Origin of the sequence: Shewanella zhangzhouensis, assembly GCF_019457615.1 — a bacterium.
GTDB classification, from domain to species: Bacteria; Pseudomonadota; Gammaproteobacteria; order Enterobacterales; family Shewanellaceae; genus Shewanella; species Shewanella zhangzhouensis.
Window position 1 is genome coordinate 152421 of sequence record NZ_CP080414.1, and the last position, 17116, is coordinate 169536.

The following is a 17116-nucleotide window of genomic DNA, read 5'->3' on the forward strand; positions in this document are numbered from 1 at the left end:
GAAAAAGCGGCCAATGGCCGCTTTTTTTAACTGTTTTGATAGGCAAATCCGTCCGGCTGATTGTGCTGGCGGCGTTCCAGCCACGGCAGCAACTCCTCAAAGGGCAGAGGGCGCGAATACAGGTAGCCCTGACCAAACTGACTGCCCAGCGCTTGCAAGAAGGCCTGTTGATCTTTGGATTCGATGCCTTCTGCCACCAGTTTCATGCCCAATGATTTGCTCATGTTGACAATGGCGCGCACCAGGCTGGCATCCGACTCGCAACCCGGCAGCTGCTCCACAAAGCTTTTATCGATTTTGATGGCAGAAATCGGGAATTTTTTCAGATAACTGAGGGACGAATAGCCGGTACCGAAATCGTCCAGATAGATGGCACAGCCCAGGTCGCGAATATTGTTCAGGGTGTCCAGGCAGTGATGGCTGTTGTCCAGCAGCAGGCTCTCGGTAATTTCCACATGGAGATGGCGGGGCGCAATACCATGACGGGACAGTGCACTTCTGAGCTGCTCGTCCAGACTCTGGCGCTTACAGTGGCATTGGCACGCCGACACGTTGATGGCCATGCTCAAACCAAACCCCATGGCATGGAGACGGGCCAAATCGGCCAGTGCCTTGTCCATCACCCACTGCCCCAGTTCACCCATCAATCCCATGTCTTCCGCCACCGGAATAAAGCGCACCGGTGAGACCAGTCCCTGCTCGGGATCCTGCCAGCGCAGCAGGGCTTCCAGTGACGTGACCTCGCCACTTTCCATATCCACCACGGGTTGGTAGAACAAGCAAAACTCGTCGTTGGCCACGGCCCGGCGCAAGTCATGTTCCATGCCCAGGCGCTCAATCAGCGCCAGGTTCATTTCCTGGGTGAAGTATTTGAAGTGATTACGTCCCTCGTCCTTGGCACCATACATGGCAGTTTCGGCATTACTGAGCAGGGTTTCCACATCCAGCCCGTCCTGGGGATACAGGCCGATTCCCAGGCTGGCCGACACAGACATTGTGCCCTGCTCGACTTTGAAGGGGTCCGCCATGGATTGAAGCAAACGTTTGGCATATTGCTCGACGGCATGTTCCTGCGCCAGACGGGGCAGCACTATCACAAACTCATCGCCACCGAGGCGGGCGATAAAGTCGGTGGAGCCCATAACGGTTTGCAATCGCTTGGCCACGGCTTTGAGCAACAGGTCGCCGCAATCGTGGCCCTGGGTGTCATTGATGTACTTGAATCTATCGAGATCCAGCACCATCACCGCCAGTTTACGCCCGTCGTGTTCGGCCATTTTCAGTTCGTGGCCGAGTCTTTCTGATAACAGTTTGCGGTTTGGCAGGTCTGTGAGGGTATCGAAGTTGGCCTTGTACCAGATATCCTGCTCGTATTGCTTGCGGCGGCTGATGTCCATAAAGAGGCCGATATGATGGACTATCTGCCCTTCATCATCCCGCACCAGAGTAATGGCCAGATATTCGGGGTAGACCTCACCATCTTTACGGCGATTCCAGATTTCGCCTTCCCATTTGCCGGTGCTGCGCAGCGACTCCCACATGGCGTCATAGAGATGCGGCGGATTGCGGTGCGAGCTGAGAATGGAGGGGTTGCGGCCTTTCACTTCTTCAATGCCGTAGCCGGTGATCTGGCTGAAGGCGGGATTGATAAGCTCGATGTGGTTATCGGCATCGGTCACCATGATGCCTTCGGCGGAATATTCAAATACGGCAGCGGCCCTGACCAGGGCCTGGCGGTACTTTTTACGCTCCTTGAGCATCTTGTTCATGGCCTCGGCCATGGCAGCAATCTCGTCACTGCCCTTGGTTTTAATTGTCAGCTCCAGCTTGGGATCGTCGGCCATTTTTTGCATGTCCGAGGCAATGCTTTCGATTTTTCCCATAAAGCTGGCGGTGATTTTACGCCCCAGCAGCAAAGACAGTATCAGGGTAAGCAACGCCGATGCCGCATAAATGCTGATATAGGTTAGCGATATTGTCATCTGGTACTGACTGAGGCTTTGGATATGGGCAGCAATGCTGCGCGCCATGTCCTGCAACATGGCGGTGCGTTCGTTGGCCAGCTCCCACCACAGGCGGGCGTTCACCGGCGGAGCCGGGTATCTCAGGGTATCCAGAGCGTTTCGCAGCCGTGAGTCATCCACCCTTAATTGGGCATCAATGGCTTGCACAGGCATACCGGCGGCTCTGAGCTGGCGGATTTTGGGTATGCCCGTGTGGTACTGCAGCAAGGTATGTTTGATCTCATCGATGGCCCCTCGCTGCTCAGCACTGAGATTGGGCAGCGCCTTGAGTTTGGCCAGCAGCAGGCTCATGTCATCCCATTTTTGGTTAAATTGGCCGGCGTAAACCTCATCGCCCCGCAGCAGGAAATTTTTATAGCTGTGGATTAGCCCACCGTAACCCAGGCTGTCGGACATCTCCCAGGCCAACTGGCTGATGTTACGTTGCTGTGCCACCTGGGCGCGGATGTTTTCCACCTGTTGGCTGGGCAGGGATGATTGCAGCTTTTGCAGCAGCACCCTGTGGTGTTCTTCAAAGGTATCCAACGCCAGGTCTTCACCATGACGCTGTTCTTTTATCAGGGTTTCCAGCAGGTTGAATGAGGATAATTCCAGAGTGTTGGCACTCAGCAGCCGTGTCATCAGGCCCCGTTCCCGCGCCGCCAGTTCCTGAATTCTCAGGACCAGCAAGAGATCGGAGTAAGCCCGCGACTGGGCGGCATCATTGGTCTGGTGCTGCAACTGATTGACCAGCAGCAGGAGTTCATCATTGAAACGATTGAAGAAACCCGGCTCATCCCACCGATGTTGCTGTATGGCCTGACGCACCAGAGGCAGACGATTGGCACTGGTCTTGATATTGCCCATGACCTCGTTGAAGGTCATGGCCTCGTCACCGGCAAGGCCTTGGCTGAATCTTTCGAGTACGTGACTTTGCAGCAAATGGCGATAACTTAAATCGGTTTTGGCTTGCTGCGCCTTGAGATCCATTTCCGTGATGGTGGGTTTATCACTGAGATAATTCATACTCAGGCTGCGCTCATGCTGCAGCGCATACACGAGTTCGGCGGTTTCACCGCTGATTTGAATGGCGAGGGCATTGCGACTGGCTGTTTGAAATTCCTGATGCAGGCCCATGGCGCGAATGATGCCAAAGATAGCCAGGGTAAGAATAGGCAGCACTGCAAACAGGATAAGCTTCTGTCTGAGGCTGTAGTCGTGCAGCGAGGCCATTTGCAAAAGAGCTCCATGGTGAATCGAGATAGTCCCCTACTTCTTCCTTGCCGGGGCTTATAGAGTCGCAAAGAATTAACACAGCCTTTGGCCGAGGGGCACCACTAGTTCATGGATTTCTAATCCACATCACAAAAGCCACGAAAAAACTGTGTGAATCAGAGTAATCATTCGGTTTTTTACCCGCTTGGGGGTGACGAGTTCCCTGGAGTGTGCTCGGTGATGGCACAGATATGCGACCCTGGTCTTTTAAAACAAAAGGCGACCACTGGTCGCCTTTTGTTTTAAGTGCCTGACAGAACAGGCACTTAATGGCCCAATGAGCGTCAGGCGCTTTGGCTCATCAGTGCCTCACGGTATTGCACCAGATCTTCGATGCTGAGCACCGGCATCCGGTGAGTCTGGCCGAATGCGATGATTTCAGGCAGGCGCGCCATGGTGCCATCGGGGTTGGTCAGCTCGCACAAAACGCCAAATGGCTTAAGCCCCGCCAGGCGCATCAGGTCTACAGTGCCTTCGGTATGACCACGGCGTCCGAGTACGCCGGCAGGGTGTGCCCGCAGCGGGTACACATGACCAGGACGGGCAAGATCGCTGGGTTTGGCACCATCGGCAATGGCGGCCTTGATGGTGGTGACCCTGTCAGCGGCAGACACGCCTGTGGTGACCCCTTGCCTGGCTTCGATACTCACGGTAAATGCAGTACCGTATTGGCTGCTGTTTTGCTCCACCATGGGGGGCAATTCAAGCTGGCGCACCCGCTCATCGGTCAGACACAGGCACACAATGCCTGAACACTCGCGGATAAGCATGGCCATCTGCGCATTGGTAAGCGACTCGGCGGCAAAAATCAGGTCGCCTTCGTTTTCACGGTCTTCATCGTCGACCACAAGTACGCCCTGGCCGCGACGCAGTGCATCGAGGGCGGCATCGACCCGGGCGAGCGGATTACCGAACTGCGCCAGCAGTGAAGGGGATGTTTGAATCTGATCCATAATAGTTCCTTAAAGCACATAGGGTTATTGGATCAGGGCATAGCAGGATACACCTGTGCCACACGGCAAGGTGTTAAGGTGCGAAAGCCGGTATTGACCGCGGTCATCAGACCGCAGGCAGGCGCGTTTCAGCCGGGGCTGAGACGGTGTTCTAACCGGATAATCTCGACCATTCTCTCCCATCCGGACTGAGCCTGGCTGACAGGGATGACTCCCGGCACCAAGACAACACCGTCGGCTCCGGAATACCCGTTAACGGGATCACCGGATCTGCTGACCCTGCGCAAAACCATGCTCGCAGGCGCTCGCGGGCTTTGTGACATCCAAAGATGCCCCTTTACCGCCGGTGGGGAATTTCACCCCGCCCTGAGAATGTAACTTCACCCGGTGTTTGCACCGGGCGGGCACATTGTCTGCTACCGGTGCGCCGAATGCAAACCTTGCCCTTGCCTTGATGTGATGGGCCGAGGCACTATGTTCGGCATAATTTTGATGTTCCCCATAATGTGAATAACCGATGGATTTGGGTATGAAACGACAGGCGTTGGTCGCAGGAGTATGTTTAATGGTGTCCGCATGCAGTCACAATATCGATAAACATTCAGGAGCCCTTGCCCGGGAAGATGCGGCGCCTGTGGCCCCTGTCGCAGCCAAGGTGCCCTATGAAATGACGCACCATGGGGTCACCCGGGTGGATGATTACTATTGGCTGCGGGACGATGACCGCGCTGACGCGGATGTGATAGCCCATCTCAATGCCGAAAATGCCTACGCCGAAGCCCGAACGGCACCCTGGAAAGGGTTAAAAGAAAAACTGTTTGCCGAAATGACGGCCCGCATGGTGAAGGACGACAGCTCTGTGCCTTATCTGTGGCATGGCAAATACTATTACCGCAGGGTGGAAGGTGACAAAGAGTACCCCATCATCGCCCGCAAGGTGTCCCTGAACGGCGTGGAAGAAGTGCTGCTGGATGCCAACGAACGCGCCGAAGGGCAGGAGTTTTACTCCCTTGGCAATGTCAGCGTCAGTGAAGATGGCAAGCTTATGGCCTTCGGGGAAGACCTGCTGAGCCGCCGCATTTACAAGCTCTATTTCAAAGATTTGGTCAGCGGCAAGCTGTTGGCCGATGTGCTGGAAAACACCGAAGGCGAGGCCGTGTGGGCCAACGATGGCAAACATGTGTTTTACATCGCCAAAGACCCTCAGACCCTGCTTGGCTATCAGGTGTATCGCCACCGCCTGGGAACACCGCAAAGCGAAGATGTGCTGGTGTATGAAGAGACCGATGACAGCTTTTATATCGGACTTGGCAAGACCCTCGATGGCAGCCGGATTTTACTTTTCCATGAAAGCACCACGACCACCGAAGTGCAGCTTTTGGATGCCAACCAGCCGCTGGGCAAGTTCGCTCCTTTCCTGCCGAGGGAAGAAGGCCATGAATATGCCATCACCAAGCTGGGGGATGAGTATTATGTGCTGACCAACTGGCAGGCCACCAATTTCCGTCTGATGAAAGTCAGCGGCAAGGATACCGCCGATAAATCTCGCTGGCAGGACGTTGTGCCCTATAACGAGCAGGTGCGTATCGAAGATATGCTGCTGCTCAAAGACGCCCTGGTGCTGCAAACCCGGGAAGCGGGCGCTACCCATATACGGGTCTACGACCCGGATGGCAGCCAGGGCCGGGAAATCCATTTCGATGAAGCCGCGTATGTGACCTGGCTTGGCACCAATCGGGACCAGAGTGCGAATACAATACGTTTTGGCTATTCCAGCCTGACTACCCCGGATGCAACTTACGAATACAACATTCATACCGGTGAGCGTAAGTTGCTTAAGCAGCTTCAGGTGCCGGGGTTTGAAGCAGGCGCCTATCAGAGCGAACGTTTGATGCTGCCCGCCCGGGATGGCGTGCTGGTGCCCGTGTCTGTGGTGTATCGCAAAGACAAATTCAAAAAAGATGGCACCAATCCTCTCTACCAGTATGGCTATGGTGCCTATGGCAGCGTGGTCGACCCGGACTTTTCCCTGTCGGCGCTGAGCCTGCTCGACAGAGGCGTGGTTTATGCCATCGCCCACGTACGGGGCGGCGAGATGCTGGGCAGGCCCTGGTATGATGCCGGTCGTATGTTCGACAAGAAAAACTCCTTCACCGACTTTATTGATGTGACCGACGCACTGGTGAGCGCAGGTTACGGCGCCAAAGGCAAGGTTGTGGCCAGTGGTGCCAGTGCCGGAGGCCTGCTTGTGGGCGCCGTGGCCAATATGGCGCCCGACAGGTATCTGGCTATCCACGCCGGTGTACCCTTTGTGGATGTGGTCACCACCATGCTGGATGAGTCGATTCCGCTGACCACCAACGAGTACGACGAGTGGGGCAATCCCAACGAGAAGCCGAGCTTTGACTATATGCTCAGCTACTCACCCTATGACAACGTGACCCGTCAGCCATACCCCCATCTGTTGGTTACCACAGGCCTGCATGACTCCCAGGTTCAGTACTTTGAGCCGGCCAAGTGGGTCGCCAAATTGCGCGAGCTGAAAACCGACAACAATGAACTGCTGCTGGTGACGGATATGGAAGCCGGGCATGGCGGCAAGTCGGGCCGTTATCGCCAGTTTGAGGATATGGCGCTGGAATACGCATTTTTCCTGCACCTGTGGGGCATAGAGTGAGCCCTGTCTGGCAACTCTATATTATCCGCTGCGCCACCGGGGAGCTGTACACCGGCGTGACCACCAACGTGGCACGCCGTTTTGATGAGCATCAGCGCGGCGGTCCCAGGGCCGCCAAATATTTGCGTGGCCGTGGCCCACTGACCCTGGTGTATCAGGAGAATGTGGGCAGCCGTGGCGATGCGCTGCGCCGTGAGCTGGCGGTAAAGAAACTTTCAAAGGCCGCCAAGGAAGCCCTCATAAGCCCAACGGCATCGGGGAACCCGGCGCCGGGAACCTCATCTAATCCGAAAAAGGCGCTTGAGGTTTTTGGGTGAAAATTCTGCTGGTTGAAGACAATGCGGACATTGCCGCATCTCTGGCTGAAGAGTTATCAGATAACGATTGGGACTTTGCTATCAATGGGTTGCAGGGATTCCGATTGGCGCAGACGCATCATTACGATTTGATTTTGCTGGATCTTAATCTGCCCGGCATGGATGGCCTGGTGCTGTGCAGCCGCCTGCGCGAGGCCGGGGTCAATACTCCCATCATCATACTGACGGCCCGGGATACCCGTGAAGACTTGCTTGCGGGGCTTGGCGCCGGCGCCGATGATTATCTGGTTAAGCCCTTCGATTTGGATGAATTGCGTTTACGTATCGGCGCCGTGGTGCGTCGCTGCTCGGGTCAGGGCTTTGCCCAGGCCTTAACCTATAAAGACATCAAGTTGGATTTGCGCAGCCACAAGGCCTTCAGATCCGGTGTGGAGCTGCTGTTGCCCCCGGTATGTTTTGCGCTGCTCACCTGCCTGATGCGACATCCGGGCAAGTTGCTTGGCCGGGAAGAACTGGAGCGCGCGCTCTGGCCAGAGGGACCGCCAGACGACGATATTTTGCGTAAACACATTTACCTGCTCCGGCAAAAGCTCGACAAACCCTTTCCCGAGAAACGCATCCATACCCAGGCCCGCAAAGGATATCGCTTGCTGTGAACGCCAATATTGCGCAGAAAATAAACCGCAGCTTTATGATTGGCGCGGCGGTGCTGCTTGGCTGCTACGCGCTCCTGATTGAATACGGCATCCATGCGTTGGAAAACCATCTCAGTGGCGCCTTTTTGCAGACGGTGGCACCGCAACTGATTGATGCGTATGAACACGGGGCTTTGTCGCCCTCCGATGAGGCGCAAATTCAGTTGTTGCCTTCGCTCCCGGCCGAGCTTGCCGCCCAGTTGCCGTCCGCCGCCCCCGGTCTTTATAACCTGCGCCATCCCAACATTGATGTGGAATTCAACGTGCTGGTGGTTGTCCGGGACTCAGGACCTCTCTATCTGGTGCAGCGCCCCGACTTGTTTGAACTTGAGGGCTGGCAGGATTTTTTACTTGATACTTTGCTCATTGGCGGTGGTGCCAGCCTGCTGCTCTTTTCAAGTCTCTATATCCGCAACACGGCAAGGCGTATCGGTAAGCCCTTCGATTCTCTTGCCCGGCATTTGGAAACCGATTCCCGGGCGCTGGAACCCATCACGCTGAAGGATGACACCCGGGAATATGTGGCCCTGGTGAATGCCCTTAATCAGAGCCATGCCCGGGTAAAAGAGGCACTGGCCCGGGAAAAGAAGTTCACCCATTACGTGAGCCATGAGTTTCGCACACCGTTGACGGTACTTAAGCTGGCCCTGAGCAAAATGGGAGACCGGGAGGCGCCTGCCATGCAGCGGGCGATGCGTGCTGTGTGGGAAATGGAAAATCTTACCGGCGTACTCCTGCTGCTTGCGCGCCGAACGGAGCAGGATGATGGTCAATGCCTGCTTGATGAGGCCTTCCTGGCGCCCTTGCTGGAGCGATTGGCCATCCGCAGGCAGAGCAGCGCCGCGGAGTTCTCCATGCATGTCAGCCCGTGCCAACTGTCGGCACATCCGCTTTTGCTTGCTTGCCTGATTGAAAACCTGCTGGCCAATGCCTTTATCCACAGTGTGGGCGCGCGGGTATATTTGCGTACCGATGCCAGCGGCATTCAGATCGCCAACCTCGGCGGTGAGACCATAGCGCATGGTGAGAGCCACGGTATTGGTCTCATTCTGGTGGAAGATATTTGCAAGCGTTATGGCTGGCACTTTTCCATGGGTATGGCACCCGATGGGGTGGTGGCCCAAGTGGTGTTCAACCAAAGTATGACGCATGTGGACACTTCATTGACATAAGTGGCTATATGCTGCTCCCCAAAAGATTACAATTAAACAACATTGGGGCAGCTGATGAAGCTGGGTAACACGCATATTTCCGGGGCTCAGGTCGTCTTTTTGGTTTTGGGGTCGCTGGCCATTTTTTTCAGTCTGGTGCCTTCGGCCAGCCAGCAGTTGTTTCTCTTTATTAATCAGACGGGAAGGCTGGTGCCTGACACCCCGCTGGCCCTTGTCACCGATTGGGGTAATGGCGTTACCGCAGCCTGTATCTGGTTGACTATTCTCTGTTTTCGTCCATCCATCTTCTGGAAGTCTCTTAGCGCTATTGCGGTTGCGGCCTTGTTGATTAACGCCATGAAACAAGGTTTTGATGTGATGCGCCCGGCTGCTGTGCTGGAACATATCCGTATCGTTGGCGCGATGCGCCTCAACCACAGTTTCCCATCGGCCCACACGGGCACAGTATTTGTGATTGCGGGCATGGCCTGGACTCTGTGTCGTCGCACCGATATTAAGGCCTTGATTCTGCTCGCGGCTGTGATGGTTGGTCTGAGTCGTATCACCAATGGCGCGCACTGGCCGCTGGATGTGATGATGGGCGCCTGGCTGGGATGGGGCTCGGCCCGACTCGCGGCGCATTGGGTGCCGGAGTGCCAACTGAGTTCAAAGCATATGCTGCTGATAATGGCTGTGTTTTACGGCATTGTTCTGGTCTCGGCCCTGCAAGCCCGCGCGCCATTTCCGGACTTGCCGCTGGTGAGCGTCCAGCTGAACCTGCTGTTGCTGTTGCCACTGGCTGGGCTTGCACGACTCTATCGGCGCATGCGTGCCCAGCAAGCCGCCGGTGAGAGCAAGGTTTCTCTCGCCGGTTGAGCCTGGCACCCTGATCCCGGAGCAAATCAAAGCTGGTGTAAAGCGGCCAAGGGGCTTATGGTTGACGGCATCTACCGCTAACCAGCTTTGATGACTTCTCATGGACGACTTTCTCACTATCAATCAGCTCGCTTGGGATAACCGTACCGAGCTGCATCTCGAATCCGACTTTTACGATATGCCCGGTTTTATGGCCGGTAACACAAGCCTTCGCGAAATAGAACTTGCTGAGCTGGATGTGCGGGGTAAAAGTGTGCTTCACCTGCAGTGTCACTTTGGTCAGGACACCCTGTCCTGGGCCCGTGAGGGCGCCGCCTCCGTGACTGGGCTTGACCTGTCTCCCAAGGCCATTGCCGCCGCTACTCAGATTGCAGATACCCTTAATATCGAGGCAAACCTCGGGGTGCCTGTGCAGTTTGTGTGTGGCAATGTCCTGGATGCCCGCCACCTGATTGAGGGCGAATTTGACCTGGTTTATGCCTCTTACGGGGTGCTTTGCTGGCTGCCGGATTTAACCGCCTGGGCCAACACCATTGCCTCCTGCCTTAAACCCGGCGGGCTATTTTTCCTCGCCGAGTTTCATCCCATCAAGGCGCTGCTCGATGGTTATGATTACTTCCACACCGGCAAGGCCGATGTGGAGCAAGAGGGCAGTTATACCGAAAACAGCCGGGATGCCGAAAACACCATGGTCAGTTGGTCACACGACTTGGGTGAAGTGGTCTCGGCACTGATTAACGCCGGGCTGGTGATAGAGTCGTTGCGGGAATATGACTTCAGCCCCTACAACTGCTTCGAAAACCTCGCAGAAGAAGAGTCCGGCCGTTTTCGCCAGCGCATCAACGGCAAGCCCATTCCAATGGTATTTTCCATCAAGGCCCGTAAGCCCTGAGCCGTTCGGATTTGGTTACCACCCGGTGTCTGATACTGTATTTCAGTGCGACGCCGGGCTTCGTTTGATTCAGCACCTTCCCATCCTGTACAAGCTGTCCCTCAGCACCGCTTGCTCCTGTTTTGCCCCACGACTTCTATGCCGCCACTCAGATGCCTGATACAGACTGCGACAATTCAGGACAAACTGGGACAGTCATAACATCCATAAAACAAGACAATCACAACTGGGTGTTTTTCGTCCTGCTGTGGGTCTGTGACTCGATGAAGCTCACCTCCGAACCTCGTATCCATTAAAAAAATAATCCAATGGAAAGGAACAATGAGCAAACTAACTCACGTCTCTCTGATGGTTGCCAGTGCGCTGTACGCTGGCGCCGGTGCGGCCAGTGGTGGCAATAGTAATGATGCCCCACAGTGGAATGCACCACCTGCCGACTATGCACCCCAGCCGATTTCTATGCCCGAATATGCAGGCATCGCCAATCAGCAGGTAAAAAAACAACACAGAATATTTACCCCGGAGCAGGACATCTCTGGCATCCAGACTTATATCGTCCAGCTTGAAGACATGCCTGCCGCCGTGTACGACGGTTCGCTGCAACAGTTTCCTGCTACCAACACCCAGGTGCAGCATCAACTGATGGGCAAGAAGCCCCTCGCTGTCAACGAAGGAACACTTGGACAGTACACCCGTTACCTGGGACAAAAACGCGAACAGCTGTTGGCCAATGCCCTGACTCAGCAAGGTTTGAACATTCAGGTCGAGCAAACCTTTGCCATGACCCTGAACGGTTTCAGCACCAGCATGACTCAGGATGAAGCCATGCGTCTGGCTAAAGTGCCTGGCATCAAACACATTTCCCGTGCCAAAACCCGTCAGCTGTTTACCCATAACACCGCCACTCAAACCGGTGCCGATCAGGTATGGACCAATGCGAGCAGCGGCCTCGCGTCCAACATGGGCGAAGGCATGATTGTGGGGATTATCGACACCGGCATTAATACAGACCACCCCTCTTTTGCCGCCGTAGGTGGTGATGGCTATCGCCACATCAACCCCCTGGGAGACAAATACCTGGGTGACTGTGCAAGCTTCGAAGGCCTGTGTAACGACAAGTTAATTGGGGTGTATTCTTTCCCCGAAGTGACCGATGCCTACAGCGATCCGGTATTTGCCGAAACCCGTCCACCCGTGGGTGAGGACTATCACAGCCATGGTTCACACGTGGCAGGTACCGCGGCTGGTAACGTCATTAAAAATCAGCCATTTGTGATTGCCGAGGGCAAGCCTCAGTCTGAAGGGATAACCACCAGCTTTGTATTCCCTCAGGTGTCAGGTATGGCGCCCCATGCCAACATCATCTCCTATCAGGTGTGTTTGCCTGGAGGCTCCGGTGATCCCTATGCCGGTTGTCCTGAGGTGGCCATTCTCAAGGCCGTGGAGCAATCGGTCATCGATAACGTTGACGTGATTAACCTGTCCTTGGGTGGCATTGAAGAGAACCCCTGGCTCGATCCCATGGAGCAAGCCTTCCTGCACGCGGCCAAGTCGGGCATCTTTGTGGTGACCGCTGCCGGTAACAGTGGCGACAGACTCTATACCGCAGACCACTCTTCGCCGTGGCTGACCAACGTGGGTGCCCACACGCCAGCGGCAGTGACCGAATATCAGGACAAGTATCTGCAGGATATGCGCGGCGGCGCAACACCGGCACCCGAGGCTATGAGTGGCCGCTCGGTGACCTTTGAAGAGGTCAGTGGTCTTATCGTGCGGGCGCAGGCTTACCCCAACCCCAATGAAGCCTCGGCTGCAACCTGGGCCAACTGCGACAAGCCTTATCCCGCAGGCACCTTCGACCTGGCTGACAATCCCGACACAGCGGATGTGGACGAAAGCCAGGAAAAGGTAATTGTGCTCTGTAAGCGCAGCTCGCTGCCATTGTACGCCAAGTCACTGAACGTGGCCGCCGGTGGTGCCGAAGGTATCATCATCCAGAACCAGTCTCCGTTTCTGGACAGTTCAGTTACGCCCGATGTACCCCATGCCATCCCCGGGATCCACATCAGTTTCGCCAATGGCCAGAAACTCAACACCTGGCTGAGCACAGGCACCGGACACTTCGGTACCATCACAGGCACAGAAATGGCCCTGACCCCGGTGGAAAAAGAAACCATGGCAGGCTTCTCATCCCGCGGTCCTTCTTACTTTGGTATCGATACCATGGTGGTGGACATCGCCGCTCCGGGTGTGGACATCTTTGCTCCGGCTTCTGACGATCAGCCCTTTACCAAAAATCCGAGCTCAGGTCTGTGGACTACCATGAGCGGTACTTCGATGGCGAGCCCCCATGTGGCCGGTGCCGCGACCCTGCTGCGTCAGTCCCATCCGGACTGGTCTCCGATGCAGGTGCAGTCGGCGCTGATGATGACTGCCACCAACCAGCTCGAAAATGGCTCTATCCTCAATCCTTACACCAGCTATCAGGAACTGTCTGGCTATCAGGACATGGGTGCCGGTCGCATGAATGTGGACAAGGCCGACAAGGTGGATCTGACCCTGCATGAGGACATGGAAGCCCTGGCGCTGGCCAATCCCGGCAATGGCGGCGATGTGAAAAAACTCAATACCGCCTACATGGTCGATACAGATTGCGGTGACAGCTGCAACTTTATGCGTACCTTTACCGCCGAACGCGATGGTCATTGGACGCTCAGCACCGAAGCCTTCCTGGATGGTTTCGAAATCAAGGTGCAACCGGAGAGCTTCTCCCTCAAGGCCGGTGAGACCCAGTCAATCGTGGTGTCTGTGGTGAACAAGCAAACCACCAGTGCAGTGGACATGGTGTCTTTGTCTGGTAATCAGGGCCAGGTGCTGGTGACATCCTCCAATCCGGATGCACCCGTATTGGAACTGCCGGTATGGACCTGGGTGGGTGCCAAAGGTATCCCCACCCATGTGATGGTGGATGCCCACCGCACCTCGGGCCAGATGGAAGTGGGACCTTTCGATACGGCCGAGGTGAATGACCTCACCACTCGCAGCTATGGTCTGGTCAAAGCAGCTCAGCACAGCGCCCACATGTTTACCGATACTACCGGTGGCGATCCATTTGATTTGGACGCCGAGGGTAAACTCAATAACCATATGACACTGACTAATGTGCCGGAGAATGCTCAGGCCTTGTTCAGCCGCGTGGTGGGTGATGATCACTCAAGGGTGCTGGTGTTCATGGGTGAGGACAGCAACCAGAATGGCATGCCTGATCCAGAAGAAATGCTGTGTATGTCCACATCCTATACCGAGGCAAACTACTGCAGCATTCAGCAGCCCAATGCCGGTACCTATTGGACGGTATACATGAGTCTGGCCCCTGTGGGTTATGGCCAGGAAGATCTGGGCCGCGAAATTTCTGTGGCCGAGGCCGTGGTGCCTGCCCTGGATAACGGCAACCTGACGGTATCCGGCGACAGCAGTGTGCCGGGCTATCGCAGCTACATGCTGAGCCTGAGCTACCGTATCCCCGAACTCCAGGTGGGTGATGTGTACTTCGGCGGCTTTGATATCGGCAGCGACAGCAATAACCCCGGCAACCTGGGTTATGTGCCTGTCACCCTCATCCAGCGCGATGAAGATGTCAGCCTGACTGCCAGCCACACCCATGCCAAGCCAGGGGATCTGGTTGACTTTAAGTTGTCGGTTATCGCCAACAATGATGCCGCCGCCAAGGACTTTGTCTTCAATGCCAAGTTCCCGGCGGGTCTGCAGATTGTGCCTGATTCAGTGAAGGCCTCCCATGCCACGCCCGGCATACCAACGGTGGAAGATAATACTTTCCATCTGGCCGGCGTGCAGGAAAGCACCCGGGATGTGCAGCGTAACTATAAGATCACCTCTAACCAGGACGATCCTCTGTGTAACCTGACCGCAGCCAACTCACCTGAACCGGGTTATCTGGACTTGCGTCAGCTGGGCTGGAGAACCATCGAAGGGCTCGAAGGTAACTACCGTAATTACAAGGAGTACCTGCTGTCAGATCTGATGGCTACTGATCAGAAGGTTACCTTCCCTTACTTTGGCAACAAGGCATTCGACAGCATCCGCATCAGCCCTGCCGGTGTGATTTACTTCGGTGCGCGCAACCTGCCATTCGTCCATATGAAACTGCCTGACGGTTACACCAGTTTGCCTGCACCGGAAGACATGATTGCTCCGCTGTGGATTGGTGATAACAGGGTTACCCGTTATGACGGTGGCTACGGTCAATATGATCTCAATGCCGGTGTGACACCAACTTACACCTACAGCCGTGAGTGGCTGGTACTGGAATTCGATAACATCACCCGCAGCTCCGCTCCTGAGCAGCAGGTCGATTTCGAAATCTTTATGCGTATGTTGATTGACCATGAGCCAGGTGAGTACGAGATGCTTGTTGCTTACGACAACCTCAATCTCACCAGCGGCGATGGCAGTATCGGCTTCAAGAGCTTTGTGGGTCGTATGCTGGTGGATGGCGACATGCCGGTGGATATCTCCCATGGCGCCGGGTTCGCATTCGACGATCTCGACGAGAAGCTGAGTAACAAACTGGTGGTTTGTATGGACTATCAGGGTCCAGAGCAGTCCAAGTTTGAGGTGAACTTCCAGGCCTACGTCAGCGAACAAGCGGCCAACTCGGTGCAGCATGTGGTGCTGGAAAACGGCATGCAAGGGACTGATACCGAAAGCCTGTCAGTTGAGGTAGCGGTAAGCGGCAACCTGCAAATGGCACAACTACCCAACATGCAGGTTGACGAAAACAGCAGCATCAGCTTCGAAGTGACCTATGCCGACGGCAACAAGGTGAGCAACGAAATCAGCCTGGTAGGTGAGCACTTCAGCTATGAGCTGAGTGGCCACGAATCTGGCGCTACTGTGACCCTGACTCCCAATGCGGATTTCCACGGTGAAACAGAAGTGACTGTGATGGTGCGTGACACCGCCAATATGGGCGACTCAGTAAGCAGCAGCTTCCTGCTCAGCGTGATGTCCGACGGCATCGAAAAAGGCTGTACCGACAGTGGTGCAACCAACTTCGATCCGAACGCCAATCAGGATGACGGCAGCTGTAAGTTCCCACCCAAGCCTGAAGTTGAAGAAAAAGCCGAGACTTCATCGGGTGGTGCCATGGGCTGGTCCATGCTGTTCCTGGCACTCTTTGGCGCGTTGCGTCAGCAGAGACGTCGGGTAGAGGGTTAATCCCGCCATTAAGCCCGGCATCGCCGGGCTTAATTTTACCGTACGAATGTGGCAGAATCGCCAGCGAGGTAGTAATGTGCGAAAAATAAACATTCTCAAAAGTCCATTCTGTCACGTTTGTTTTGCCGACGGCATCAATGCCGGTTGGGCAATACTGCTGAGTCTTGGTTTGCTTTTTTCCTCTATCGCCCACGCTGAAGCGCTGGCCGAAGAGACCTATTCCGAAGACGAGGGATGGCATCTGGGCGTGGCTGTTGGCTATGGCACAGTGACCAATCCGCTTTACAACAAGCGCAATATTCCCCTCTATGTCTTGCCAAAAATCGAATATTTCAATGGCGATTTTGCCTGGACCAACACCCAGCTGAGTTGGACACCGGTGCAAACCCGCTGGGGCAATCTCGCCCTTATCAGCCAGTTCAATGAAGACGGGCTGTATTTTTTTGATAACAGGTACAGTGCCGGGGTGTTGCTGCCGCTGGCCAGACCGCCTCAATCCCCTTTGCCAGGGGGCCAGCTTCCCGCCGACAACAGTGTTCGTCGTGGCGATATTTCAAACATTGCCGACCGCAAACTGTCTTACATGGCAGGTGCCAGTTGGAGCCTGAATCTCGAAAACTGGCATTTTTCCTTGCTGGCCGTTACAGACGTGACCGGCGTGCATGAGGGATTTGAAGCATTTGGCCGCGGGGAATACCTGCTGCAGTGGGGCAGTCACCATCTCGCATTGGGGGCCGAACTCCAGTATCAAAACGACCAACTGGTGAACTACTACTACGGCATCCGGATACAGGATCGCATCAAGGGTTTCAGCCCTTACGGGGCCGACCACGGCCTCAACCGCGCACTCAAGCTGCGCTATCAATACCATTGGAGTGACAGTCTCAGGCTGATAAGTGACTTTCGCTATCAGTGGCTGGACAGCAGTATCAGTGACAGCCCGCTGGTGGATGACAAAGCCGTTATCTCCGCATTTATCGGCGTTGCCTGGGGTTTCTGAGCATGCAGCACCGCAAAGTAGTCTCAGCGTTGATACTTT

The 17116-nt window shown here is 55.3% G+C and carries 9 protein-coding genes, 1 pseudogene and 1 riboswitch; of the genes and pseudogenes, 8 read left to right on the forward strand and 2 right to left on the reverse strand.

What is annotated here, in order from left to right; all coding sequences use genetic code 11:
* Positions 1–26: 26 nt before the first annotated feature.
* On the reverse strand, positions 27–3236 hold the full coding sequence (locus tag K0H63_RS00680) for an EAL domain-containing protein (protein WP_220066316.1): 3210 nt from the start codon (positions 3234–3236) through the stop codon (positions 27–29).
* A gap of 326 nt (positions 3237–3562) precedes the next feature.
* Positions 3563–4231 carry a 3,4-dihydroxy-2-butanone-4-phosphate synthase gene (gene ribB, locus K0H63_RS00685; RefSeq protein WP_220066317.1) on the reverse strand — a complete coding sequence of 223 codons (669 nt, stop codon included), beginning with the start codon at positions 4229–4231 and terminating at the stop codon, positions 3563–3565.
* A 167-nt stretch (positions 4232–4398) separates the two neighbouring features.
* A riboswitch (FMN riboswitch) is annotated at positions 4399–4609 on the reverse strand.
* 151 nt (positions 4610–4760) lie between these two features.
* Between ribB and K0H63_RS00690 the strand changes: the two genes are divergently transcribed.
* The 8 genes and pseudogenes from K0H63_RS00690 (at position 4761) to K0H63_RS00725 (ending at position 17077) form a co-directional block, all read left to right on the forward strand.
* A complete protein-coding gene (locus K0H63_RS00690; RefSeq protein ID WP_220066318.1) occupies positions 4761–6908 on the forward strand; it encodes a S9 family peptidase in 2148 nt (715 codons plus the stop codon).
* 5 nt (positions 6909–6913) lie between these two features.
* Positions 6914–7225 (forward strand): annotated as a pseudogene (locus K0H63_RS00695) (GIY-YIG nuclease family protein); the annotation flags it as partial.
* Positions 7222–7881, forward strand: coding sequence for a response regulator transcription factor (locus tag K0H63_RS00700; RefSeq protein WP_220066320.1), 660 nt, complete (start codon positions 7222–7224; stop codon positions 7879–7881). The pseudogene K0H63_RS00695 and the gene K0H63_RS00700, both read left to right, overlap by 4 nt.
* Positions 7878–9092: a histidine kinase dimerization/phospho-acceptor domain-containing protein gene (locus K0H63_RS00705; protein WP_220066321.1), complete on the forward strand. Its 1215-nt coding sequence runs from the start codon at positions 7878–7880 to the stop codon at positions 9090–9092. Before K0H63_RS00700 ends, K0H63_RS00705 begins: the two co-directional genes overlap by 4 nt.
* 54 nt (positions 9093–9146) lie before the next feature.
* Positions 9147–9947: a phosphatase PAP2 family protein gene (locus tag K0H63_RS00710; protein ID WP_220066322.1), complete on the forward strand. Its 801-nt coding sequence runs from the start codon at positions 9147–9149 to the stop codon at positions 9945–9947.
* Positions 9948–10047: 100 nt separating this feature from the next.
* Positions 10048–10839, forward strand: a complete 792-nt coding sequence (locus K0H63_RS00715) for a class I SAM-dependent methyltransferase (RefSeq protein WP_220066323.1) — start codon at positions 10048–10050, stop codon at positions 10837–10839.
* 321 nt (positions 10840–11160) lie between these two features.
* On the forward strand, positions 11161–16077 hold the full coding sequence (locus tag K0H63_RS20165; protein ID WP_220066324.1) for a S8 family serine peptidase: 4917 nt from the start codon (positions 11161–11163) through the stop codon (positions 16075–16077).
* A 76-nt stretch (positions 16078–16153) separates the two neighbouring features.
* Positions 16154–17077, forward strand: a complete 924-nt coding sequence (locus K0H63_RS00725; protein WP_220066325.1) for a MipA/OmpV family protein — start codon at positions 16154–16156, stop codon at positions 17075–17077.
* Positions 17078–17116: the final 39 nt, after the last annotated feature.